Raw genomic sequence first — 24,621 nt, 5'->3', positions numbered from 1 at the left:
CTTCCATTTCCAAAAGATAATAGTAGGCTATTACCTACTATTTTTCTTAACTGTGTTTAGTTATTCTGATCACATGCCTATTTTTCAGAAAATAATCAACACCTGAAAGAATCGTCATTAAAACAGCAATCCAAATCATCCATTGGTCTACGGCAATATTAAAATAAGAAAATGGAAAATTGTTAAGCATTAATAGGACAATCGCAATAATTTGTGTCACAGTCTTTAATTTGCCAAGTTTACTTGCCGCAATCACATTTCCTTCAGCAGCTGCAACTAGGCGTAAACCAGTGACTGCAAATTCTCTACTGATAATCACAATAGCAATCCAAGCAGGTAGACGTTGCATTTCAACAAGGGAAATGAGTGCAGCAGTAACTAGTAATTTGTCTGCCAAAGGATCTAAAAATTTCCCTAGGTTCGTAACTAACTTTCTTTTTCTAGCAATATAACCATCTAAACCATCTGTACTGGCAGCAATAATAAAGATGATCGTCGCTATCAATTCACTGTATGTTGTAATTTTCCCAGCTATCATAATTTCTCCAAAATCAAATTTGATAAGTAGAAAAACCATGATTAGTGGAACTAAAAAGATTCTGGCAAGTGTAATTTTATTTGGAAGATTCACTTTCTATACCCTCCCCAAAGAGGTCAAATTCAAAAGAATGTGTAATTTTCACATTAACGATATCTCCAATATTTGCCTTGTTGATGCTCACAAATACTTCCCCATCAATTTCTGGAGCATCAAATTGTGATCTACCAACAAAAACTTGGCTTTTTTCGTCAAATCTTTCTAATAATACTTTTAATTCTTTACCTATAAAACGATCGTTTCTTTTTTTTGCGACTTCCCGCTGAACTTCCATCAAAATATTTGCTCTCTTCTCTTTTACATCTTGAGGGACTTGTTGAGGAAGGCGAGCTGCTGGGGAACCTTCTTCTTCCGAATAAGTAAAAACCCCTAAGCGATCAAATTGAACTTCCTGAATAAAATGAAGTAGCGATTGGAAATCCTCTTCAGTTTCTCCTGGAAATCCAACAATAATAGAGGTTCTTAATGCAACATCGGGAACACGAGTGCGGATTTTTTCAATTAATGCCCTTATATCGGTTTGTTGTCCAGGTCTACGCATTTTTTTTAGAATATGATCTTCACTATGTTGTAATGGCATGTCAATATATTTGCATAACTTGGGGTTCGTTGCAAAAAGCTCAATTAGTTCATCAGAAAAGTATCCCGGATACAGATAGTGAAGGCGAATCCATTCTAAGTCTTCAATCATTGATAATTCATTAATAAGTTCCGATAACATTATTTTATCATATTTATCCATCCCATAATATGTAGTATCTTGTGCAATGATACTAATTTCTTTAACTCCTTGAGCAACAAGATCTTTTGCTTCGTTAATAATGGATGGAATTCCACGACTTCTAAACTTTCCTCTTAATGAAGGAATCACACAAAAAGTACAAGAATGGTCGCAACCTTCAGCTATTTTGATATAAGCAGAATAAAAAGGTGTTGATCGTTTTCGAGGTAAAGATTGTTCATAAGAAAATACTGGATTACCAATAAGAATTGGTTTTTTTCCAGCTAAAGAGTCTTTAATTACTTCTACTATTTGATCAAAGTCACCAGTGCCAACGATTCCGTCAATTTCAGGCATTTCCTTTAATAATTCCTCTTTGTATCGTTGGCTTAGACATCCTGTAACAATTAACGACTTTAACCTCCCAGTCGATTTGTAATCTGCCATATCTAATATGGTATTCACTGACTCTTCTTTAGAAGCATCAATAAAACCACAAGTATTAACAATAATAACATCAGCTTCATCTTTATTTTGTGTAATGGAGTAACCCTCTTTTTCCACTAAGCCTAACATAATCTCAGAATCTACTAAGTTTTTTTCACACCCTAAAGTAACAATTGACACCTTTTTTTGCTTCATTCATTCCCCCAACTTTCTACCAAGCCTTAATTCTTCACCAAGTATAATACAAGAAAAAAAAAGTGTCAAAAAGGCCTCAAAGAGGAGGCCTAGGTCTTGTCTGTTCCTATTGGTTTACTTGTGTTGAAGGTTCCTTCCTTACTATAGAAATGTATTTGGGGCCATCTTCAATTCCTGCCTTTATTTTTTCATCGTTTATATAGAGTTCAACATTAGCAGCATAACCCAAATGAACCCATATTGGTTGGTCTAACTTTATTTTTTCAGTTTCTTGGCCATTGTTCATTATTCCTGTCATGATCTGTTTTCCCTTTGCATCAACTTGACGAATATCATACCAACTTTCTCCAATAAATTTTAATTGAAGTTCCACCTTTTCATTTACTGGTGCTAAAATTTCATATACATCCATTGGTCTATTTTTATAAGTAGAAGAATTTACCTTCGTTATTTGTAGATTAGACTTTGTTTGCTGGTTTTCTTTTCCAGGATTTATTGTTGAATTTTGCCCATTATTTGTAGAAGTTTGATCCTGTTCCTGTTTTTTAGGTGGTGGTTCTGTAGTGCTAAAGTCAATTTTCTCGATCGATTTCCCAGGTATGGTTTCTGGCTGTTTTTCAAAATTGGTAACGATAAACCTGTAAATAAACAATAAAATTAATCCTATTAAGATATAAACAAGGGATTTAACTAACCATTTTCCCCATTTTGATGGAGGTCCAGCCATGGATTGATAATCTTGGTGTATGGTGATCTCCTCAGGTTTTGAATAGTTAAGCGAGGATTCGTATTCTTCCAACACACTTGGGTCCAGTTCCAATACTTCTGCATAACTTTTAATAAAGGCTTTGGCATAAAATTGTCCTGGCAGTTTATCCAAATTCCCATCTTCTATTGCCTGAATATATCTTGAACGTATCTTCGTAATTTCTTGTATCTCTTCAATTGTATACCCCTTTTTTATGCGTACTTCTTTAAGCATATTTCCTAATTCAGACATAAATACACCTCCATTCTAACTAATATCAAAAGATGAAAATCCTGTGTTGATCAAATCGTAACTGATTTCCTCATCATTATGATTGCGTAGTTCAATGATATAATCGAAATCATCATTGTCAAATTCTGTTTCTCTAATAAAAATATCTGGGTGCTCAATTACTTTTGTTGCAGGCATTCTCATAATTTCTCTTACTAATGAATGGTGTCTTTCATTAGATCGAAGAGTAGATACAATTCCATCAATAATAAAAACATTATCTGTATTAAATTCATCATCTGCTAATTGGTTTCTAACCGTTTGTCTAAGTAATGTAGAAGAGATAAAGGTCCATCGTTTATTCGCAGAGACACTACCAGCTACAACAGATTCCGTTTTTCCTACTCTCGGTATTCCTCTAATTCCAATTACTTGATGTCCTTGCTTCTTAAATATTTCGCTTAAGAAATCGACTAATAAACCTAGATCGTCTCTAGTAAAACGAAATGTTTTATTATCAGTTACATCCCTACAAATATACCGACCGTGTCTTACAGCAAGACGATCGAGTATAGTTAGAGGCCTGTAAGCAGTGATTGTAATATTTTCAATATATTTTAACACATCACCTAATAATTTGATTTTCTCTTCGTCATTCGTTTGAAGAATCATTCCTCTTTTTTGCAGGTCTACTCCATTTATTGTAACAATGTTAATAGACATCATACCCAAAATCGAAGAAATATCTCCTAATAGTCCCGGCCTATTTTTATGAATTTGATATTCCAGATACCATTGATGTTCAACATTCATTTTAAAACCTCACTCAGCTTAGTTTCATACTGTGAGTTATTCTACATCATGGATAGATTTCCTTTTAATTTTAAAAAAAAACTGAAAAAAAAGCCCCATCAGAGGGGCAATTTTTTGAAGGGTTTTTATTATTGTTTTTTATCAACCATATTTACCATAACTTGTGCTAATGTTTTTTGTTGCTCTTCGTTACTTGCATCCCATAATTCTTTTAATAATCTTTCTTCATTATTTTTTGGATCTACTTGTGCTGCTAAATAATCTCCTATCTGGTATGCAAGATTAGAAATGGTTTCATTATTCATTCCCATTTTTTGAGCTTGATCCACCCGTTCATTTAAAAAATTCTTCCAATTAGAAAAATTATCTAATACTGACATAGATTTTTAACCTCCTGTTTAGAATTTTACGGATAGTTTTTCCGTTCATTTTGTAATATGTATGTTTTTAACATATTTTATACAAAAAAAGGTGAATAAAAAAGAATAATACGTTACAAAATATTGATATATTAACAATGAAAGGGATTGATGAAATGAATTCTAAGCAAGAATACGTTGAACTTAAACCAAGACGATTAGGTGATGAATGGGAAAATTGGAATGGGCAAATTGAACAAAATGAGGGGAATCTTGCAACAGATTCGAAATTATTTTTATCTCTAGTCTCACTCACAAATATCCTTTTACTAGGGTTGATTTGGACAGTCTATTTTTTTATACGACCTCATATATCTAATTTTATGACTCATAATTTTATAAATTGGCTTACAATCAGTATAACTGTTCTTATCCTTACTTATTTTATTTTGTTTCTATTAACATTATGGTTGAAAAAACCTTTTGTTTTTTATCTCAAAGATAAACAATTAGCAGATTTAATAATCACCAAAATCTCATTAGGAATAGGAAAAAAATTAGGTTTTTCATACGATCGGATCGTCCATTCCATGCTACAGGTTGGGAATCATTTGACACGTATTCTCTATCAACCGATTGCAAAAGATGAACTTTTAATTTTAGTCCCTCGTTGCTTATCAAAGCAAACGAGGGAAGAACTTATAGAGCTTACCAAAAGTTATCATTTAAACTTTCATATCGCAGCTGGTGGGTCGCAAGCGAGAGAAATATTAAAAGAAAAGAAGTCAAAAGGTATTATCGCTGTTGCTTGTGAACGTGACCTGTACGCAGGAGTAAAAGATGTGCCTTCACATATTCCAGTGCTTGCAATTGCCAACACTCGCCCAGAAGGTCCTTGCACAAATACATTAGTAGATTTGGATCAATTAAAATCATCGATTGATTTCTTTCTTGATGTAAAGCTTAATTCCAGCCACCATCGATATGAATAATTTGACCTGTTACGTAAGCGGAATTTGAATCTAAAAAATGATAAACCCATTCTGCAATTTCAGATGGACTAGCAAAACGTTGAAGTGGTATCTCTTTCTTCATTTCCTCAAGTTCCAGCTGAGAAAAATTCGCCATCATATCCGACATCACTATTCCTGGAGCAATTGCATTAACGGTAATGCCTGAAGGAGCAAGTTCTTTTGCTAGCGCTTTCGTGAATGTATTGATTGCTCCTTTTGCCATTGAATATAAAACTTCATTGGCTGCTCCTTTTTCACCCCAGATTGAAGAAATATTAACGATTCTCCCATATTTATTCTTTATCATTTCTGGAATCACTTTTTGTGAACAAAAATACGCACTCAATACATGTGAATGAATGACCTTTTGCCATTCCTTAAAACTGACATCTTGGATAAGACCATAATGAGAAATTCCTGCTGCATTTATAAGAATACTAGGATGTAACCCAAGTCGGGCAATATGTAAAAACAGATTATTGATCCCTTCTATTGTTGATAAATCTGCTTGTATCGTCCACAACCTAACCTGATGATTAATAAACTGTTGTTCTATTTCTTTTATTCGATCAAGATGTTGGTGATATTGCATAATAACTTCGATATTATTCAGTAGTAAATGTTTTGCAATTGCAGAGCCAATGGTACCTGAAGCACCAGTAACTAACGCTATATTTTTCATTCCCGTTTTTCTCCTCAGCTTTCCCTAAGAATGTACAATTGAAACAGCCATTTGCTCAAAATTGAAATGTTCTAGTTGAACTGTAATATCTGATAGGTTTAAACTCTCAAGAGTTGGCAATACATCAAACAATATCGCTTCATTAAAAATATATCGTGTAAATTCGTTTGCAATATATTCAGGGGAATTCATTTTCCTTAGGAAGTCCCCAATTTTCTTTTTCTTAACTCGATTAAAATCATCAAGATTTAACCCACCTGTTTTTTTCTTTTCTAATACCTCTTTCACTCGATTGATAAATTTGTCTGGATCCTTACTATTACCCCCAATTAAAGAAAAACCATATTGATTCTCTATTTGATATTCAAAGCCAAAGTCTTCATCAATTAATCCTTGATCAAGAAGTTCCTGATATAAATCCGATCCAGTACCAAAGATCATTTCTAACAAAATTTGAATACCAAATTCTCTTTATAAAAAATCTTTACCAGTTAACCCTATTTGTTGATCTTTAAATCCAACTAAAACTTTTGGTATTGAAACTGTTAACTGAATCTTGTTGCGATCTTTCACTTCAGCATCTTGTGGAGGGTAATTTCGCTCAACTTTTTTTCTTTTAGTAAAGACTTTTTGAGATTGATTTTCTTCAACTACTTTGAGAATTTCTATTGGATCAATTCCACCAACAATAAAAAGTACCATATTGCTTGGATGGTAAAATGTTTGATAACAAAGATCTAATTGTTCCTTTGTGATTTGATAAATAGATTCTACTGACCCAGCAATATCAATATGAATGGGATGGTTTGAATACAAAGATTGAATTAATCCAAAATAAAGTCTCCAATCTGGATTATCATCATACATTCTTATTTCTTGTGCGATAATTCCCTTTTCTTTCTCAACATTTTCATCTGTAAAATAAGGATGTTGAACAAAATCTAATAAGGTGTTAAGATTTTCCTTTACGTTTTGTGTGCTTGAGAAAAGATAGGTAGTTCGATCAAAGCTTGTAAAAGCATTAACTTGAGCTCCCTGCATTGCAAAACGATTAAAAATATCCCCATCTTCTTCTTCAAACATTTTGTGCTCCAAAAAATGAGCAATACCATCCGGTACATTAAACAACTGCCCATCTATCTTGAAAGAACGATCAATCGACCCATATCTAGTCGTAAAGGTTGCATATGTTTTTTGATAATCCTTTTTAGAGAGCACAAAAACACGTAATCCATTTGTTAACTGTTCTGAGTATACTGTTTCAGCTAATTGTTCAAAAAAGATTTTTTCCATCAAGATCTGTCCTTTCTATCTTTTAAAAAATAAATCGTATCTATTTTGATTTTTTGAGCTACTTGGGTAATCTCATCAATGGTTGTTCTTTCAATTTCCTTTAATATTTGATCCAAAGATCGATTTTTTTGACTTAATACAGAATGATATTCAAAGTCAATCAACTTTCTAGGACGATCAAGCATCTCTCTTAATTGATTAGATAAAACAGCCTTCGTTTGTTCAAATTCTTGGTTAGAGATCTGCCCATCTTTCATCAATTTCAATTGCTCTTTAATGATCTGAACTGCTTTATCATAATTTTCAATTTCAATTCCACTTTGGATGGTCATGATTCCTTTATGACTATCCAATCTTGAAACAGCATAATAGGCTAAACTAGCTTTTTCCCTTACATTAACAAATAATTTAGAATGGGAAAAACCACCAAGGATTCCATTATATAAGAGCAATGCAACATAATCATCATCTTGAATACTTGTAAAGGTTCTTAAACCAATGTTTAATTTTCCTTGCTTCACATCAAGCTCTTCAACGATGACTTTCTCTTGATTAACGGGTACATGTACTTGTGTAGGAGACAATGATTTCACCTTACGATGATTAATATGAAACAGACGCTGAATCTCTAGTAACAGTTCTTCAGAGTTAAAATCCCCTACAATAAATAAATCAATAGGGGAAGTTTTTACCCAACTCTGGTAAAAGTCATACAAATTTTTAGCGGTTATATGATCCAAGTCTTCAATTTTCCCATCAGGTAAAAGGTGGTACCTTTCTTCCTTACACATATGATCGATCATCTTCATTTCAGCATATTGGATTTTATCATCCAAAATACTATTGATACGATTCGCTAATAATTGCTTTTCTGATTGGACAAAATCAGGGTTAAACCCCTCATCCACTGTATAAGGATTTGTTAACAAATCACTTAATAGGTGTAAGGACTGTGCTAATATATTTATTGCTTCTTTGATAAACTTTTCGTTTGCTACTTCTAAATTAAACTGGACGATTTGCTTTTCTCCTCTTTTAAAGACGTTGACATGGAATAATGCTCCATATAATTGATCTAATTTTTCTTGAATCATTTGATTTGAAAGTAAATGAGCAGTCCCTCTTTTCAAGATATTGGGGATCAACGATATTTTTGTAACATCCTCTTCTGTTAACTCTTGGACGATATTTAGAACAATCGTATTTGTTTTGAATTTATTTGTTTGCAAATAATGAACCGTTATATTATTTATTTGAGAAGTAGATAGTCTCAACAGTAATACAACTCCTTCCTATTATCATCCAACTACCATCTTTCACCATATTCTCTATTATAATCTTTATTCTTGCCTTTACAAAATAAAAAGGAGGCTATTTACCCCCTTCTTCACTTTATAAATCACTTTCATAAATGACTTGGTCCTCTTTTATTTCGTTAATACGACCACAATTAGGATCTAAACAAAGCATTCCTTCAAATTGGCCATCTTTATAATACATTCCTTTATCACTACCACAATATTCACAATTCCACAAATAAATTCACTCCCGTAATAAATGGTCTATTATACTATCTTGTACTATTTTGCAAAAATATGTTTTCCAATTTTCTTAATCTGTGGTCTTGACCAGATCCAGCCAGATGTTGCAGTGTCAGGGTTAAAATAATAGATCGCACCCCCTGTTGGATCCCAACCATTTAAAGCATCTCTTACTGCTTTCTCAGCTGTTTTATTTGGGGTTAACCAAATCTGTCCATCAGCAACCGCTGTAAAGGCACCTGGTTCGAATATGACACCTGAAGGAGTATTTGGGAAAGAAGAGTGTTTCACCCGATTAAGAATAACGGCAGCCACAGCAACTTGACCAACATAAGGCTCTCCTCTAGCCTCCCCATATACTGCATTCGCCATCATTCGAATATCATTAGCTGAGAAACCTCCTCTTGAATAAGTAGATACCTTTCTAGTCAATGTAGGCTTTTTAGCTACCTTTTTGGGAGCAGTATATTCTGGCCGCCAGTGTTTCGTCGCTTTCCAAAGCTTTAACTTAGTCTTAGGACCAACAAGACCATCTATCTTTAAACCAAATTCATATTGGAAAAGGCGAACAGCTCTATACGTTCTTAAGCCGAAGACCCCATCAACTGGTCCAGTATAAAATCCTAATAATTTTAATCTACCTTGTAATTCGTAAACATCTCCGCCTCTCATTCCTCGGACTAAAATAGTTTTACCAAAGGATTCTTGGTCCGATTTAAACCATTCATCATATGAAACATAGATACCTGTTAACGCTAATGTGATTGAAAGCAGGATAGCTAACATTCGTTTGTTCATGTTGATTCCTCTTTCTTTCATAAATTAATTTTACTCCTTTATATTCGGTCTTTCAGGATGCATTGGCGGCTCAAATGGCTCAGCTTCTGGAGGGGCAGGAGGAAATACCTCTGGTTGATTGATATGTTCTATTTCTGGGAATTTGGCTCTAATTCGTATAAACATTTTCTCATCCTCCTTAACATTTTTGCTTAGGTTTATCTTTCCCCATTTATCATAATTTTTACATGAAATCTTGATACAATAAAAAACAGTCCTTTCAATCATGAAAGGACTGTTTTTTATTGCTTCTTTTAACGTTGATCTTTTTCATAAGGTATCCCATCTGCTGCAGGAGCAACTGCTCTCCCTACAAAACCCATAAGAATAATTAATGTTAATACATATGGTAACATCGCTAAGATTTGCGAAGAAATTTGTATACCTGTTCCTCCAAGGTAAACGATTAGACCTTGTGCTGCCCCAAATAAGAGAGATGCCCACATTGCCCCTTGAGGCTTCCATTTACCAAAAATCATTGCAGCTAAAGCAATAAAACCTTGCCCAGAAATTAAGGTAGGTCTGAAATTAGAGACAACAGCAATGCTCATTGCCGCTCCACCAAAACCTGCAAAAACTCCTGACATAATCACAGCTAAATATCTAATTCTATAAATGTTAACACCCAACGTATCAGCTGCTTTTGGATGTTCACCAACTGCTCGTATTCTTAGACCAAGTTTCGTTTTGTAAAGGGTATACCAAATAACAAGTACAAGAAAAAAAGCAAGATAGACGGTTGCATACTGATTAAACACTAGATCTAAAAAAGAATTTTGTGGAAATACCCCATCAAAGGGTCTTGGAATTTTATTAGTTAATGGTATTGGCTTTGTCATCGTTGCCCCGTCAAAGAATAAACGACTTAAAAACAAAGCTAGTCCTGGGCCAAGAAAGTTAATGGCAATACCAGATACCACTTGATCAGCAGCAAAAGTGACAGAAGCAATAGCATGAAATAATGCTAATACACCTCCTGCAATTCCAGCAGACAAAAATCCTATCCACGGATCACCTGAAAAATAACCCACTGTTGCCCCAGTAAAGGCGCCAATCGTCATCATTCCTTCAAGTCCAATGTTAACCACTCCCGAATTCTCTGAGATGACTCCACCTAAAGCTGTATAAATAAGTGGTGTTGCATACATCAAAGTAGTTCCAATAATAAATGCTAAACTATCTAACATCTTGTTCACCTCGTTTCTTACTTCTTAGCGACAGCATCATTTTAATAAACTTTGGAATAGCAATAAAGAATACAATCGTACCCATTACAATGTTTACGACCTCTGATGGGGCACCTAAAGCAGACTGGATTTTAGGTCCACCATACTTAAGACCACCAAATAATAGACCAGCTAAAACACTACCTAAAGCTGTATTACTCCCAATTAGTGATACAGCGATTCCATCAAATCCATAACCTTCCATCGCAGCTAATACTGCAACTTTTTTCGTAACACCTAATACTTGAACAGCACCAGCCATCCCTGCTAAGGCACCAGCAATCATCATGGAGATAATAATACTTTTTTTCACACCAATTCCACCATACTCAGCAGCAAATTTGTTAAATCCCACTGATCGTAATTCATATCCCAATGTCGTTTTATTTAAAATAAACCAGACTAAGATTGCTAGTAAAATAGCTATAATAAATCCTAAGTTAATTGGTGCTCTCATCATATCAGCCAAAAATGGAAAGTTTCTAAGCCATTCTCTACCAGCTTCAGATAATTTCCATTTTTCCAAAAGTCCTATGCTAGCAGTACTTAAAACTTCATAAGATGCCTCACTTTGAGGTTTTTTAAAGCCTTCCAACATCACAACATAGTTATTTAGATATAATGCGATCCAATTCAACATGATTGTTGAAATAACTTCATGAACACCAAATTTTGCTTTTAAAAAACCTGAAATACCTCCCCACAATCCTGCAGCAGTAGCAGCCAAAACAAATACCACAAGGACATGGATAACTGGGGGCAACTTTAAAAAGTAACCTGTCAAAGCTGCTGTTAATGCCCCAATAATAAACTGTCCTTCAGCACCAATATTAAATAGTCCTGTACGAAAGGCAAAGGCAACAGATAAACCTGTCATAATGAGTGGTGTAGCGTAAATAATAGCGTATGCAATATATTTGGGTTTACTAAATATCCCTTTAAACATGACACTATAAGCTTCAAACGGATTATATCCTGCAATTGACAGTACGATGGCACCTATAATTAAGCCGATCAAAATAGAAATCAACGTAAAACCAAAGGTTCCGGAAAATAAACTTAATAATTTGCTGTTTTTATTTTTGTCCAACATCGACACCACCTCCTGCCATCATTAGTCCTAATGTGTTTTCATCAGCTTCTTTTGCATCAACAATTCCTACAATCTTTCCTTCATAGATTACGGCAATGCGGTCTGATACATTCATTACTTCATCAAGTTCTAAAGACACTAAAAGGACTGCTTTATTTTTATCTCTTTGTTCCACTAAAGCTTTATGCACATATTCAATAGCACCTACGTCAAGTCCGCGCGTAGGTTGTGCTGCGATTAGCAGGTCAGGGTCATTTGTTACCTCACGAGCAATGATCACTTTCTGTTGGTTCCCACCAGACAGAGATCTTGCTTTGGCATTTTCATCTGTTGGCCTTATGTCGAATTTTTCGATCAACTCTTTTGCAAACTCTTTTATCTTATCATGATTTAATATTCCTTTTTTTGCAAAAGGTTCCTTGTGATAATTTTCTAGAATCATATTTTCAGCAACGGTGAAGTCAAGTACAAGACCTCTTTTTTGTCGATCCTCCGGGATTGTAGATATCTTATTTTCAATGATTTCTTTTGGTATTCGATTGGTAATATCTTTACCATTAATTGAAATCCTGCCAGATTCAATCTTTCTAAGGCCAGTTATGGCTTCAATGAGTTCGCTTTGACCATTTCCATCTACACCAGCAATTCCAAGTATTTCTCCAGCATATATTTCAAGGGACAATCCGTTGACGGCATTAATTCCCCTATTGTCTTTTACCACAATGTTTTCAATAGAGAAAACTGGTTTTCCAAGTTCTCTTTCTTCTTTTTCCACCTTGAAACTTACTTCTCTGCCTACCATTTTAGCAGCCAATTCCTCTTCAGTTGTATCACTTACATCAACAGTATCAATATGTTTCCCTCTTCTTATAATCGTACAATAATCTGCTGCCATCTTAATTTCTTTCAATTTATGGGTTATGATAATGACAGATTTACCTTCACCAGTTAAATTACGAATGATTTGAATCAATTCATTGATTTCCTGCGGTGTTAAAACAGCAGTAGGTTCGTCCAAAATTAAGATATCGGCTCCACGATATAAAGCCTTTAAAATCTCAACTCTTTGTTGCATCCCAACCGTAATATCTTCAATTTTTGCATTAGGATCAACATGTAATCCATATTTTTCAGACAAATATTGAACATCCTGAATCGCCTTTTGCATATCTAGTTTGCCGAGTACCTTGGTTATTTCCATTCCCAAGATAATATTTTCTGCAACTGTAAAGGGTTCTACCAGCATAAAATGTTGATGAACCATTCCAATACCATGTTTAATCGCTACGTTTGGATTTGTAATATCAATCTTTTTTCCTTTAATATATATTTCACCAGACGTAGGTTGATAAAGTCCATATAAAATGTTCATTAACGTTGATTTACCAGCACCGTTCTCTCCTAATAATGCATGGACTTCTCCTTTATGAACAGTTAGATTTATATTGTCATTTGCTTTTAAATTTCCAAAAATCTTAGTGATGCTTTTCATCTCAACAACTTTATCCTGGAAATCTATGTGATTCAAAGAAGAACCCTCCAATCCAATCTACATATCGAAACAGCTCAGACAATTGTCCGAGCCGTTAAGTTTTTCTTTACAATTATTATTTTACTTCAAATTTATCAAAGGTTTCTTTATTGTAAGGTACTTCAATTTCCCCATTGATAATTTTTTCTTTCAAACCATTTACTTCATCTAAAATTTCTTTAGGAACGTGTTTGTCAGAGGATGGTGCAATATCGACTGCTCCTTCAGCTAATCCTAAAACGACGGTTTGCCCACCAGGGAAATTCCCTTCTTTGAGCTGTTTTACAATGTTGTAAATACCGTTATCTACACGTTTCATCGCAGAAGTAATTACGTTATCTGGCGCTAAGTTATTTTGGTCTCTGTCAACACCAATTGCGAATTTTCCTTGTTCTTTAGCAGCTTCAATAACTCCATCACCTACACCACCTGCAGCATGGAAAACGATATCTGCTCCGTCTTGGTACATGGAGTTTGCGATTGCTTTACCCTTTGCAGAGTCTGTAAAGGATTCAGCATATTGTCTTAAAACAGTAACATTAGGGTTTGCATACTTCACACCTGCTTGGAAACCATAATCAAAACCATCGATTACAACGCCTTCAATACCACCAACAAAACCAACTTTTCCAGTCTTGGTCATCTTACCAGCAATATAACCAACTAAGAAAGAAGCTTGTTCTGCTTTAAATACTACCCCAACTAAGTTCTCTGGAGTTTGATCATAAGCGTAGTCAATAATTGCATATTTTTGATCTGGGTTTTTTTGAGCTTCAGCAAGAATAGTATCTCCCATTTTGAAACCAATTCCCCAAATTAAATCATTTTCTTCGTCTAATAATTGTTCCATATTTGGTGCATAATCAGCATCTTGTTTTGATTCTTTGTAAGAAGCTTTAATTCCAAGTTCTTGTTCTGCTCTTTGTAGTCCTTCCCATGCAGACTGGTTGAAGGATTGGTCATTCACACCACCAACGTCAGTTACCATTGCAACTTTTAGCTGTTTTTCTGTTGCTTGATCTGGTTGAGCTTGTTGGTCTGGTTTTTTTGTTTCTTCTTTATCAGCACCACAACCTACTAAAAAGGTAGTCATAGCAAGAGTAAAAATAAGCATTAATGTGAAAAATTTTTTCATAAATTTAACCCCCAATTTAATTTTAAATAATGTTAAAAATAAATTGAACTCATTGAATTCCTATCTAAATTATTAACACCTCCTTACAAAAGAAAACATTTCTTACTTTTTATCTTTTTCTCAACACCTGAAATCTAAACTTGTCTGCCCTAAAATAATTGATTGAGAATAATACTGGACGATCGCTCATATCAAAATGGAGCTGTTTTAAAATCAATAATGATGATTCAGGTGGTGAATGTAATAATGGCGAAATTTTTTCATGATAACCTATTGGAATAATTTCTGTAATGGCATGGGAAATAAAAATATTAGCATGTTGTTCAAGGCTTTTAAATACAGAACCATATTGGTGAAAATCAAAATCTTTCGTTAATATACTATCGGGAATTTTATCAATACAATAAACAACAGGCTCTTCGTCTGCAGTTCTGATCCTTTCAACTCTTAGAACAAGATCTGAATCATCGAGATGGAAAGTTTTTATATCTTCTTGTGTTGCAGACGCAAAAGCTTTGTTTACATAAATAGTGCCTGCTTTCTGTCCATTCTTTTCAATCATTTGAGTGATACTAAATAATTCTTCAATACCACTTGTATATACAGGTTTAGCATTGATAAATGTTCCAACTCCGTGTTTACGTGTAATGATATTCTCATCTTCAAGAATTCGAAGAGCTTCACGCAAGGTAGCACGACTTATTCCCAAATCTTTAGATAACTCAAACTCTGATGGAAGTTTCTGCCCAGGCTTTAAGATTCTTTGTTCAATATCTTGCTTAATTTTATCGATAACCAATAGATAAAGAGGCCGTGGATCAGATCTTAAGGACATTAAAAAGCATTCCTTTCATATTAGACGTCTGACGTTATACTACATTAACATCTCACATTTATTTTCACTTTTTTTAAACAAAAAATCAACAAAAATTTCTATGAAAGCATTTAAATTGGGATCTTCATTTGTTGATACTGATCGATGCTAATAAGAACAGTACGTGGTTTACTTCCCTCATAAGGGCCTATAATACCTCTCTTTTCCATTTCATCAATCAATCTTGCAGCTCTAGTATACCCAACTCGCAACCTTCGCTGCAACATGGATACAGATGCTTGTTTTGTTTCAACCACTAATTCTACAGCTTCATAAAATAGGTCATCAAGAACCTCATCGACTTCTTCAGCTTCATTTGGCTTATTTAGTTCCGTAACAATTCCTTCTTGATAATTTGCTTGTTGTTGTTCTTTCACATATTGAACAACAGCCTCCACTTCAAGATCAGTTATAAATGCTCCTTGAACACGAACAGGTTTCGAGTAGCCCACAGGAAAGTAAAGCATATCCCCTCTACCAAGTAATTTTTCAGCTCCCCCCATATCTATGATCGTTCTTGAATCAGTTTGGGAAGAAACCCCAAAGGCAATTCGTGAAGGTATGTTTGCTTTAATCAAACCAGTAATAACATCAACTGAAGGACGTTGTGTTGCAACAATTAAATGAATTCCTGCAGCCCTAGCTTTTTGAGCCAAACGAATAATTGCATCTTCTACATCATTTGGCGCAACCATCATTAGGTCTGCTAGTTCATCAATGATAACAACGATATATGGCAAAATTTGCGCCTTTTCAGGACTTTCATCGATAAGAAGTGCATTATATCTTTCGATATCACGTGCACCTTTTTCAGCAAAGCTTTCATATCTTTTTTCCATTTCATTCACAATCATTTTTAAAGCCTTTGATGCTTTTTTTGGATCAGTTACAACTGGTGATAAAAGATGGGGGATCCCATTATAAACATTAAGTTCAACCATCTTGGGATCAATCATTAAAAACTTTACTTCACTTGGTTTTGCTTTATATAGAATACTTACAATCATTGAATTAATACATACACTTTTACCTGATCCAGTAGCACCAGCTACTAATAAATGGGGCATTTTTGATAAATTCCCAATAATAGGTTCACCAGATATATCTCTACCTAGTCCGAGACTTAGTTTTGACTTAGATTCATAAAATGCTTGACTTTCTAGTACCTCCTTCAGAGTAACCACTGCAATTTCTGAGTTAGGAACCTCAATTCCTATTGCTGCTTTTCCTGGAATAGGTGCTTCGATTCGAATATCTTTTGCCGCAAGAGATAAAGCAATATCATCAGCTAAATTGACGATCCTACTAACTTTTACACCTACATCAGGTTGAATTTCAAAGCGTGTAACGGCAGGACCTCTATGTATTTGTGTTACTCGTGCTTTTACACCAAAACTTTCTAAAGTAGATTCTAATTTTTTTGCATTATTACTAATATCTTTAAATTCTTCTCCTTGTTCTTGAAATTCAGGAGAATTTAAGATATGAAAGGGAGGCATAAAATAATTTTTCTCTTCATTTTGTAAAGAAATCCCACTTAATTCAATTTCTTGATTATCGTCACCCTCTTGATTTTCTAGTTCTAAATCCATATTTAAAGGATGTGTATTATGATTAATTGTTGACTGGTTTGTTGACACGTTTCGATCCATAAAATCATGAATAATGGGTTCTTCGTAATGGTCAAAGTGATTAGAATTTGGTTCATTTTCTATATGCTCTTCATTATTTTTTTGTGGTAATTTTCTTCTTTTTGCTTTGGGTTGTTTTTGATTAAGTAATAAAAGAAAATCCTTGACTTTTTCCTCTAATACAGTTATTTGGTTTTGGAAAAAGAGCTTTATTTTTTTAAATAGCTCTACATAAGAAAAATGAAAGAAAAGAAGTATTCCTACCAAAATAAGTGCCACTAATATTACTTTTGTTCCTGAATGGTCAAAAAGGTAATTAAATAGCTGATAAAATAAAGCTCCGACCATTCCACCACCCAAATCAACATTCCCATGATCTTTCATTTCCAGAACAAATTGCTGCCATGTTGCTTTTAAGACTCCAATATCTTTATACATCCCATTTAGTTGAATATTTTCGACAAAAACTACATGGTTTAAGATAATAAGTGAAATATAAATCAAGAGTAGGCCAATTTTTCTCATAGACCAATGAAAAGAAAATTTTCTTTTGGTCATTAAGTATAACGAAAGGTATAGGCCAATTAAACTAAGAGTAAAATCCCATTGTCCCACTAAAAATCGAAAAAAAAGATTTAGGTAATCGCCAATATAGCCCATTTTGGATAATTCTATAATAAATAACACAAAAAGTAATATACCGTAGGCTTCGAATTTAAGATGTTGTTTCATTCTTTGTTTTCTATTTTTTTTCCTTTTTGTAACCATTATTTTTTCTCACCCGTTTTCCAATCAGCTTCCTTATAAAAAGCAGCCTACCTAGGCTGCTTTTTATAAGCATTATAACATGGAAAACAAGGAAACAACAGGCAATTAATGAGAGTCAGAAAAATTAAAATAAAGAGTTTGACCAGGTTGATATTTGGGATTCAAATAATCTTGTGCCACAGGACTAATCAATCTAACAATTTTTGCCTGATAATCCGATGTTGGCTCTACAATCATTGTCATATGTCCCATTTGTACCTCTTTGTAGTTAAGTTTCATTTGGTCAAATCCATCAAAAACGGTTTCAATTGGAATCGTGCTATAAAAAATCATTGTACCACGCCCTGTCTTGCTTTCGTTTCTTTCCACTCAGCAATCCTTCTATTTAGTTCCTTAATCGCATCGCCAAGTCCACCAACAGCATCGATCAACCCGTATTTTACAGCATCCGTTCCTACAACATTAGTACCAATATCACGAGTTAGCTCACCAGTTTTAAACATGAGTTCCTTAAATTTTTCTTCAGATATTTTGGAATGTTGTGTTATGAACCTAACCACTCGATCCTGCATTTTATCTAAGTATTCAAACGTCTGTGGAACACCAATCACCAAGCCTGTTAGACGTACAGGATGGATCGTCATTGTGGCTGTTTCTGCAATAAACGAGTAATCGGAACTAACTGCAATAGGTACTCCGATAGAATGGCCTCCCCCAAGAACAAGCGTTACGGTTGGTTTTGATAATGAGGAAATCATTTCGGCAATCGCTAACCCTGCTTCTACATCACCACCAACTGTATTTAATGTGATTAAAATGCCTTCAATTTTTGGATTTTGTTCTGCTGCAATTAATTGGGGGATAATATGTTCATACTTAGTTGTTTTATTTTGTGGTGGAAGCACAATGTGACCTTCTATTTGTCCGATGATGTTTAGGGAAAAAATATTGGTTTCTATACTTGGAACATTTGTCTGGCCAAGATTCTGAAGGGTATCCATTAACGTTTTTTGTTTTTGCTGTTCTTGCAGGTTTGGTTGTTCTTCTTCAGATTCTTCCATTGACGTTTTATTAAGATTTAATTCCATATTCATTTCCATTCCTCCTTATGTTTGTAGTATAACTGCAGTTACAAAAAATCATACAAAGGAAAAGAGCAACCATTTAATTTGGCTGCTCTTTTTTATTAAACTTCCATGATAATTGGTAAAATCATTGGCCTTCTTCTTGTTTGTTCATATAAGAACCTTCCTAATACATCTCTTACACTATTTTTTAATGAAGACCATTCATTCACGTTCTCTATCATTAATTTTTGTAAAGTGACAGTGACAAGGCGATTTGCTTCTTCTAAAAGTTCCTCAGATTCACGAACGTATACAAATCCTCTAGAAATAATGTCTGGACCCGATAAAATCGTAGCATTTTGTTTGCTAAGTGTAACTACAACAACTAATATACCATCTTGAGACAATAGTTTACGATCTCTTAAAACAATATTGCCGACATCCCCAACACCTAATCCATCAATTAAGACATTCCCAACTGGAATCTTTGAACCATAACGAGCCTTACCGTTAGAAATCTCTATGGTATCCCCATTATCTAACAGAAAAATATTTTCTCTTGGTATTCCGATGGATTCAGCTAAATCAGAATGAAGGCGTAACATTCGATATTCACCATGAATAGGAATAAAAAATTTTGGGCGCATAAAATTTAACATTAATTTTAATTCTTCCTGGCTTCCATGACCAGAAACATGTACTCCTGAGATCGAACCACCATATATCACATTGGCACCGATTCTAAACAATTGGTCAACAGTTCGAGCGACATATTTTTCATTTCCCGGTATAGGGGTTGCAGAGATGATGACAGTATCACCAGGCATGATATCAAGTTTTCGATGAGTTGAACGTGCCATACGTGTCAAAGCGGACATTGGCTCACCTTGACTACCCGTTGATAAGATAACAACACGATCAGCAGGTAATTTATTAATTTCATCTACATCCACAATCATACCTTCAGGGACGTGAAGATAACCCAACTCAATACCGATATTCACAACATTCACCATGCTCCGACCTACAATGGTAATCTTTCTATCGTAGGCGACTGAAGCATCAACAACTTGTTGAATTCGATGAATATTAGAAGCAAAAGTGGCCACAATGATTCTTTGTTTTGCTTTTCTAAAGACTTCACTAATGGACTCTCCCACTGAACGTTCAGATCCTGTATGTCCTTCACGTTCAGCATTAGTACTATCTGATAATAGAGCCAATACACCTCTTTTGCCAATTTCAGCCATTTTGTGAATATCCGCCATTTGATTATTTACAGGTGTCAAATCAAATTTAAAGTCCCCAGTATGTACCACAACACCTTCAGGAGTATCAATCACTACTCCAACTGCATCTGGTATGCTATGGTTCACTTTAAAGAATGAAACTTTTAATGCCCCCAATTGAATTTCCGACTCATTGTTCACTAAAATAAGCTTAGATTCACTGAGAATATTTGCCTCTTTTAATTTACTTTCTACAAGCCCGAGCGTTAATTTAGTTCCATATACCGGTACGTTGATCTCTTTTAATACATACGATAACCCGCCAATATGATCTTCGTGGCCATGGGTTAGAATGATGGCTCTTACCTTTTCTTTATTTTCAACAAGGTAAGAAACATCGGGGATGACCAAATCAATTCCGAGCATCTCCTCTTCTGGAAACTTCAATCCAGCATCCACAACCACGATATCATCAGCGTATTGTATGACATACATGTTTTTGCCAATTTCGCCTAATCCGCCCAGAGCGAAAATAAGCAATCTTTCTTTATTGTTCTTTGGCAACTTCATACCTCCTATATTCAGTTGTAGTTACACAAAAAACCGCACAAGTCACTTGAAATTATTATACATGAATGAAAACATAAAAAACAAGTAATGTTTTTTTTTTAAAAGTGTCTTCTATTTACTATAGTATGACCAGCAATTTTTTTCTGATGAAGTTTTAGAACATAAAAAATAGGGATACATAGATCCCTAAAAATCAAAAATAATTTATTCGTTTTAGCTAATGGTTTTCGTTCTATTATAAATATTTGTAACAAATTGTATTTGCTCTCTAGTTACAGAGACTAAAGGTAATCTAACAGAACCAGCTTTTATTCCTATTTCTTCAAGTAATGCCTTAATTGGTGCAGGGTTTGAAGTAATAAAAATCGCTTCAAAAAGTGGTAATAATCTTAAATGCTCTAATGCTGCCTCTTTAACATTTCCTTTAAAATAATGATCAATCATTTCTTTCATTTCGTTACCAACTACGTGGCTTGCAACACTTACAATTCCATGACCTCCAATTGCTAATACGGGCAATGTTAATTTATCATCTCCACTATACAAATAGAAATCAGAAGGTACATTTGCAATGATTTCAGCCATTTGTGTTAAATCACCACTTGCCTCTTTAACAGCAACAATATTGCTGATACTTGCCAATTGAACCATTGTTTTCGCCTGAATGTTGATTCCTGTCCTTCCAGGAATATTATAGATCATAATTGGCAATGCAGTTTCTTCAGCAATAGACTTAAAGTGTTGATAAAGACCTTCTTGGGAAGGTTTATTATAATATGGGGCAACTAACATTACACCGTCTACACCGATTTCTTCTGCCTGTTTTGTCAATTCGATAGACGATTTCGTATCATTCGTTCCTGTACCCGCAATTACTTTCGCTCTACCATCTGCAAATTCAATAACCTTTTCAAAGAGTAACAATTTTTCATTCTTTGTTAATGTTGGTGATTCACCTGTTGTGCCAGCTACTACAATTGTCTCTGTACCTGTATTGATTAAATGATTCACCAAATTCTTTGTTTTTTCTAAGTCTATTTCTAATTTTTGATTAAATGGAGTAACCATAGCTGTGATTAATCTGCCAAAATCCACCTTGTTCTCACTCCTTTTCTGTTCCTATTTCAAAAAATTTATGATGCAAAGCCAACACGGCTTTTTCTGTGTCCTCTTGATGAACTAATACCCAAATTGTGGTATGAGAGTCAGCAGATTGCAAAATTTGAATATCTTTTTCCGTTAATGCTTCAACAATATATGCCATGACACCTGGAACACCTGCCATTCCAGCACCGATTATTGATATTTTTGCGCAATTTCTTGTAAGTTGTGGCATATATCCCATTGATTCTAAAATCTCGTTTGCCATATCTGCCACTTGATCATGAACAGTAAAAGCTACACCAACAGGATTCACATTGATGAAATCTACACTAATCTGATGATCAGCCATTGCTTTAAAAACTTTTAGTTGTAAGTCATATTGCCCCTCTTTAGCAAAAACTTTTATTTGTGTAATATTTGGAACATGAGCAATTCCTGTGATAATACGATCCTTGATATTAAATTGTTCCTTATTTTTAACTATCTTTTCATAGGAAGTAACCAATGTTCCTTCATCACAGGTAAATGTGGATCGAACACGGATAGGAATTTGTTTTTCCATTGCAATTTCTACTGCTCTTGGATGGATTACCTTGGCTCCTTGATAGGCCATATTACATATTTCATCATAAGTTACAGCAGTTAGTGGTTCAGCATCATGTACAATTCTTGGATCTGCAGACATAATTCCATTCACATCGGTAAAAATATCCACCATATCAGCATTTAAAGCTACTCCTAATGCTGTGGCTGTCGTGTCTGACCCCCCACGACCCAAGGTTGTAATATCGCCAGATTCTGTCATACCTTGAAACCCAGTGACGATTACAACCTGATTTCGCTTTAATTCATAAAAAATCCGACTTGGTCGAATTGTTTTAATTTGTGCGTTAGAAAAATGATCATTTGTAATAATGCCTGCTTGCCCTCCAGTTAAAACAGTGTTCGAAACTCCTAATTGGAACATCATACTACTTAAAGTAGTAGCAGATATCACTTCACCACAATTTAATAACAGATCCATTTCTCTATTTGGCAAAGAATTACCATTCTCTTTAATATGATCAATTAGTGTATCAGTCGCATAAGGATCTCCCCTTCTCCCCATAGCCGATACCACAACAACGACCTGATGTCCTAATGAAAGTTCTTTTTGAATATGATAAATTGCCCTTAGCCTAAATTCTTTCGATGTAAGCGATGAACCCCCAAACTTTTGAACAATAATCCCCATTATTCCTTTACCCTCTTTTATTTTGCATTTTTTATGATTTCTTCAGCAATTTGTACTGCATTCCATGCAGCACCTTTTAATAGATTATCGGACACAACCCACATATTTAAAGCGTTTGGATGGTCAAGGTCTCTTCTTATTCTACCAACAAAAACATCGAGTTTTCCAGCTGCATCAATTGCTAAAGGATATTCTTGTTGTAATGGATCGTCTATGACAACAACACCTGAAGCTGATTTTAATAATTCTATGACCTGTTTAAGATCATAAGATTGTTTTAATTCAACATAGACTGACTCAGAATGCCCATACACGACAGGTATGCGTACACAAGTTGCAGTTACTTTTATAGATGAATCACCAAAAATCTTCTTCGTTTCTCTTACCATTTTCATCTCTTCAAGAGTAAAGCCATTCTCTTCAAAAACATCAATTTGTGGAATCGCATTAAAAGCAATTTGTTTTTTTATTGGCAAAGAACCGACTGGTAAAATAGCTTTACTTACTTCTTCACCATTTAATACTTGTTTTGATTGCTGTTTTAACTCTTGAATCGCTTGATTACCAGCACCTGAAACTGCCTGGTAAGTGGAAACAATAATACGTTCGATCCCAAAATGATCGTACAGCGGCTTTAATGCCGTCACCATCTGAATCGTTGAACAATTTGGATTAGCGATGATTCCTTGATGTTTAAAAATTTCCTCAGGATTAACTTCTGGAACCACCAAAGGTACATTGGGATCCATTCGAAAAGCATTGCTGTTGTCAATTACAATAGCCCCGCTTTGCGCGGCATACGGGGCTAAGTATTTGCTAGTTTTTCCACCGGCACTAAATAAAGCAAAGTCGATATCATCAAAACTTTCAGGAGTTGCCTCTTCAATTACGACATCATGTCCTTTAAATGGAACAACTTTGCCTTTGGAACGACTGGATGCAAGTAATTTTAAACGATCAATTGGAAAGTTTCTTTTCTCCAATAAATGGATCATTTGTTGTCCAACAGCTCCCGTTGCCCCAACAACAGCCACATTGTATTTACTTTTTTTCCTCATCTTTTTCTCCTCCTAAAAGTTAAATATAATCAATATTTAAATTTTTCAACTAAAACAGGTTGGATTTGTTTATGATCTAATGCCTCTTCACAAGTATCTTTGATGAGATCCATTCTTGCTACTAAAGAGTTCGGTTTTTTTGTAGGAGAATCCTGCCCAAAAGGAACTAAAAAAATATTTTTAGTTGCTAATAATCGTCCAATATTTACGCCATTTAAACCTAAGCCATCATTTGTAGATACAGCAACAACGACTGGTTTTAGATTTCTTAGCTGCCCTTTTGCAGCCATGAGAACTGGTGAGTCAGTAATGGCGTTCGCTAACTTACTAACCGTATTTCCGGTGGCTGGCGCAATGACCATTAAATCTAATATTCCTTTTGGACCAACGGGTTCTGCCTCAACAATTGTCATAATGATTTGGTTACCTGTAATATCCTTTAACTGTTTCTGCCAATCTAATGTTGCTCCAAATCTTGTATCTGTAGTCTGAACAGCATAGCTTAAGATTGGAATCACATTTGCGCCTTCGTCTACCAGTTTTTTTATTTCCGGCATTACCTCTGCAAATGTGCAATGAGATCCTGTTAAGCCAAAACCGATCGTTTTCCCACGTAAATTCAT

General features: G+C 34.6%; 23 protein-coding genes and 1 pseudogene. 1 reads left to right on the top strand and 23 read right to left on the bottom strand.

Annotated elements, in window-relative coordinates:
- Positions 1-46: 46 nt before the first annotated feature.
- The 5 genes from pgsA to TEPIDINF_RS04025 all read right to left on the bottom strand — a co-directional run bounded on the left by pgsA (position 47) and on the right by TEPIDINF_RS04025 (position 4,133).
- Positions 47-631 carry a CDP-diacylglycerol--glycerol-3-phosphate 3-phosphatidyltransferase gene (gene pgsA / locus TEPIDINF_RS04045; protein ID WP_068723984.1) on the bottom strand — a complete coding sequence of 195 codons (585 nt, stop codon included), beginning with the start codon at positions 629-631 and terminating at the stop codon, positions 47-49.
- Entirely contained in the window at positions 615-1,961 is a 1,347-nt protein-coding gene (rimO, locus tag TEPIDINF_RS04040; protein ID WP_068723981.1) for a 30S ribosomal protein S12 methylthiotransferase RimO, read from the bottom strand. The genes pgsA and rimO overlap by 17 nt, the downstream gene beginning before the upstream one ends.
- Before the next feature lie 106 nt (positions 1,962-2,067).
- Positions 2,068-2,961 carry a helix-turn-helix domain-containing protein gene (locus TEPIDINF_RS04035; protein WP_068723978.1) on the bottom strand — a complete coding sequence of 298 codons (894 nt, stop codon included), beginning with the start codon at positions 2,959-2,961 and terminating at the stop codon, positions 2,068-2,070.
- Between the two features lie 15 nt (positions 2,962-2,976).
- Positions 2,977-3,753 carry a DUF3388 domain-containing protein gene (locus TEPIDINF_RS04030; RefSeq protein ID WP_068723976.1) on the bottom strand — a complete coding sequence of 259 codons (777 nt, stop codon included), beginning with the start codon at positions 3,751-3,753 and terminating at the stop codon, positions 2,977-2,979.
- 128 nt (positions 3,754-3,881) lie between these two features.
- Complete coding sequence (locus TEPIDINF_RS04025) at positions 3,882-4,133, bottom strand: DUF3243 domain-containing protein (RefSeq protein ID WP_068723974.1); 252 nt, start codon at positions 4,131-4,133, stop codon at positions 3,882-3,884.
- Positions 4,134-4,288: 155 nt separating this feature from the next.
- Here TEPIDINF_RS04025 and TEPIDINF_RS04020 point away from each other — a divergent pair, with 155 nt between their 5' ends.
- Positions 4,289-5,104 carry a DUF116 domain-containing protein gene (locus tag TEPIDINF_RS04020; RefSeq protein ID WP_068723972.1) on the top strand — a complete coding sequence of 272 codons (816 nt, stop codon included), beginning with the start codon at positions 4,289-4,291 and terminating at the stop codon, positions 5,102-5,104.
- On the opposite strand, the gene ymfI is transcribed toward TEPIDINF_RS04020, so the two are convergent.
- The 18 genes and pseudogenes from ymfI to TEPIDINF_RS03930 all read right to left on the bottom strand — a co-directional run bounded on the left by ymfI (position 5,076) and on the right by TEPIDINF_RS03930 (position 24,621).
- Entirely contained in the window at positions 5,076-5,807 is a 732-nt protein-coding gene (gene ymfI, locus TEPIDINF_RS04015) for an elongation factor P 5-aminopentanone reductase (RefSeq protein WP_068723969.1), read from the bottom strand. The genes TEPIDINF_RS04020 and ymfI overlap by 29 nt on opposite strands.
- A 24-nt stretch (positions 5,808-5,831) precedes the next feature.
- Positions 5,832-7,100, bottom strand: a pseudogene (gene yfmH / locus TEPIDINF_RS04010) (EF-P 5-aminopentanol modification-associated protein YfmH).
- A complete protein-coding gene (gene yfmF / locus TEPIDINF_RS04005; protein ID WP_082732384.1) occupies positions 7,100-8,374 on the bottom strand; it encodes an EF-P 5-aminopentanol modification-associated protein YfmF in 1,275 nt (424 codons plus the stop codon). Before yfmF ends, yfmH begins: the two are co-directional and overlap by 1 nt.
- 306 nt (positions 8,375-8,680) lie before the next feature.
- The gene (sleB, locus tag TEPIDINF_RS04000) at positions 8,681-9,439 is read right to left on the bottom strand and encodes a spore cortex-lytic enzyme (RefSeq protein WP_068727477.1); all 759 of its coding nucleotides are present in this window, start codon (positions 9,437-9,439) and stop codon (positions 8,681-8,683) included.
- Positions 9,440-9,469: 30 nt separating this feature from the next.
- The gene (locus TEPIDINF_RS03995; protein WP_255421869.1) at positions 9,470-9,604 is read right to left on the bottom strand and encodes a hypothetical protein; all 135 of its coding nucleotides are present in this window, start codon (positions 9,602-9,604) and stop codon (positions 9,470-9,472) included.
- A gap of 128 nt (positions 9,605-9,732) precedes the next feature.
- On the bottom strand, positions 9,733-10,665 hold the full coding sequence (locus TEPIDINF_RS03990) for an ABC transporter permease (RefSeq protein WP_181482230.1): 933 nt from the start codon (positions 10,663-10,665) through the stop codon (positions 9,733-9,735).
- Positions 10,655-11,797, bottom strand: a complete 1,143-nt coding sequence (locus TEPIDINF_RS03985) for an ABC transporter permease (protein WP_421691390.1) — start codon at positions 11,795-11,797, stop codon at positions 10,655-10,657. The genes TEPIDINF_RS03990 and TEPIDINF_RS03985 overlap by 11 nt, the downstream gene beginning before the upstream one ends.
- Positions 11,781-13,289, bottom strand: coding sequence for an ABC transporter ATP-binding protein (locus TEPIDINF_RS03980; protein WP_068727475.1), 1,509 nt, complete (start codon positions 13,287-13,289; stop codon positions 11,781-11,783). Before TEPIDINF_RS03980 ends, TEPIDINF_RS03985 begins: the two co-directional genes overlap by 17 nt.
- Positions 13,290-13,404: 115 nt before the next feature.
- On the bottom strand, positions 13,405-14,463 hold the full coding sequence (locus tag TEPIDINF_RS03975; RefSeq protein ID WP_068723958.1) for a BMP family lipoprotein: 1,059 nt from the start codon (positions 14,461-14,463) through the stop codon (positions 13,405-13,407).
- 109 nt (positions 14,464-14,572) lie between these two features.
- Entirely contained in the window at positions 14,573-15,298 is a 726-nt protein-coding gene (locus TEPIDINF_RS03970) for a GntR family transcriptional regulator (protein WP_068723956.1), read from the bottom strand.
- Between the two features lie 110 nt (positions 15,299-15,408).
- Positions 15,409-17,736 (bottom strand): FtsK/SpoIIIE family DNA translocase, encoded by a 2,328-nt coding sequence (locus TEPIDINF_RS03965; protein ID WP_069799969.1) that lies wholly within the window; start codon positions 17,734-17,736, stop codon positions 15,409-15,411.
- A 105-nt stretch (positions 17,737-17,841) separates the two neighbouring features.
- Positions 17,842-18,069 carry a YlzJ-like family protein gene (locus TEPIDINF_RS03960; protein ID WP_069799967.1) on the bottom strand — a complete coding sequence of 76 codons (228 nt, stop codon included), beginning with the start codon at positions 18,067-18,069 and terminating at the stop codon, positions 17,842-17,844.
- Positions 18,066-18,830 carry a ClpP family protease gene (locus TEPIDINF_RS03955; RefSeq protein ID WP_399168105.1) on the bottom strand — a complete coding sequence of 255 codons (765 nt, stop codon included), beginning with the start codon at positions 18,828-18,830 and terminating at the stop codon, positions 18,066-18,068. The genes TEPIDINF_RS03960 and TEPIDINF_RS03955 overlap by 4 nt, the downstream gene beginning before the upstream one ends.
- 92 nt (positions 18,831-18,922) lie before the next feature.
- Positions 18,923-20,602, bottom strand: a complete 1,680-nt coding sequence (gene rnjA, locus TEPIDINF_RS03950; protein ID WP_220126419.1) for a ribonuclease J1 — start codon at positions 20,600-20,602, stop codon at positions 18,923-18,925.
- 213 nt (positions 20,603-20,815) lie between these two features.
- Positions 20,816-21,697: a 4-hydroxy-tetrahydrodipicolinate synthase gene (gene dapA / locus TEPIDINF_RS03945; RefSeq protein ID WP_084818851.1), complete on the bottom strand. Its 882-nt coding sequence runs from the start codon at positions 21,695-21,697 to the stop codon at positions 20,816-20,818.
- 7 nt (positions 21,698-21,704) lie between these two features.
- A complete protein-coding gene (gene dapG / locus TEPIDINF_RS03940; RefSeq protein ID WP_421691389.1) occupies positions 21,705-22,940 on the bottom strand; it encodes an aspartate kinase in 1,236 nt (411 codons plus the stop codon).
- Between the two features lie 17 nt (positions 22,941-22,957).
- A complete protein-coding gene (locus TEPIDINF_RS03935) occupies positions 22,958-23,998 on the bottom strand; it encodes an aspartate-semialdehyde dehydrogenase (RefSeq protein WP_421691388.1) in 1,041 nt (346 codons plus the stop codon).
- A gap of 29 nt (positions 23,999-24,027) precedes the next feature.
- On the bottom strand, positions 24,028-24,621 hold the full coding sequence (locus TEPIDINF_RS03930) for a dipicolinate synthase subunit B (protein WP_068723944.1): 594 nt from the start codon (positions 24,619-24,621) through the stop codon (positions 24,028-24,030).

Origin of the sequence: Tepidibacillus infernus (genome assembly GCF_048898065.1) — a bacterium.
In the GTDB taxonomy this organism is placed as follows: Bacteria; Bacillota; Bacilli; order Tepidibacillales; family Tepidibacillaceae; genus Tepidibacillus_B; species Tepidibacillus_B infernus.
This window is presented reverse-complemented; position numbering and strand designations above follow the sequence as displayed.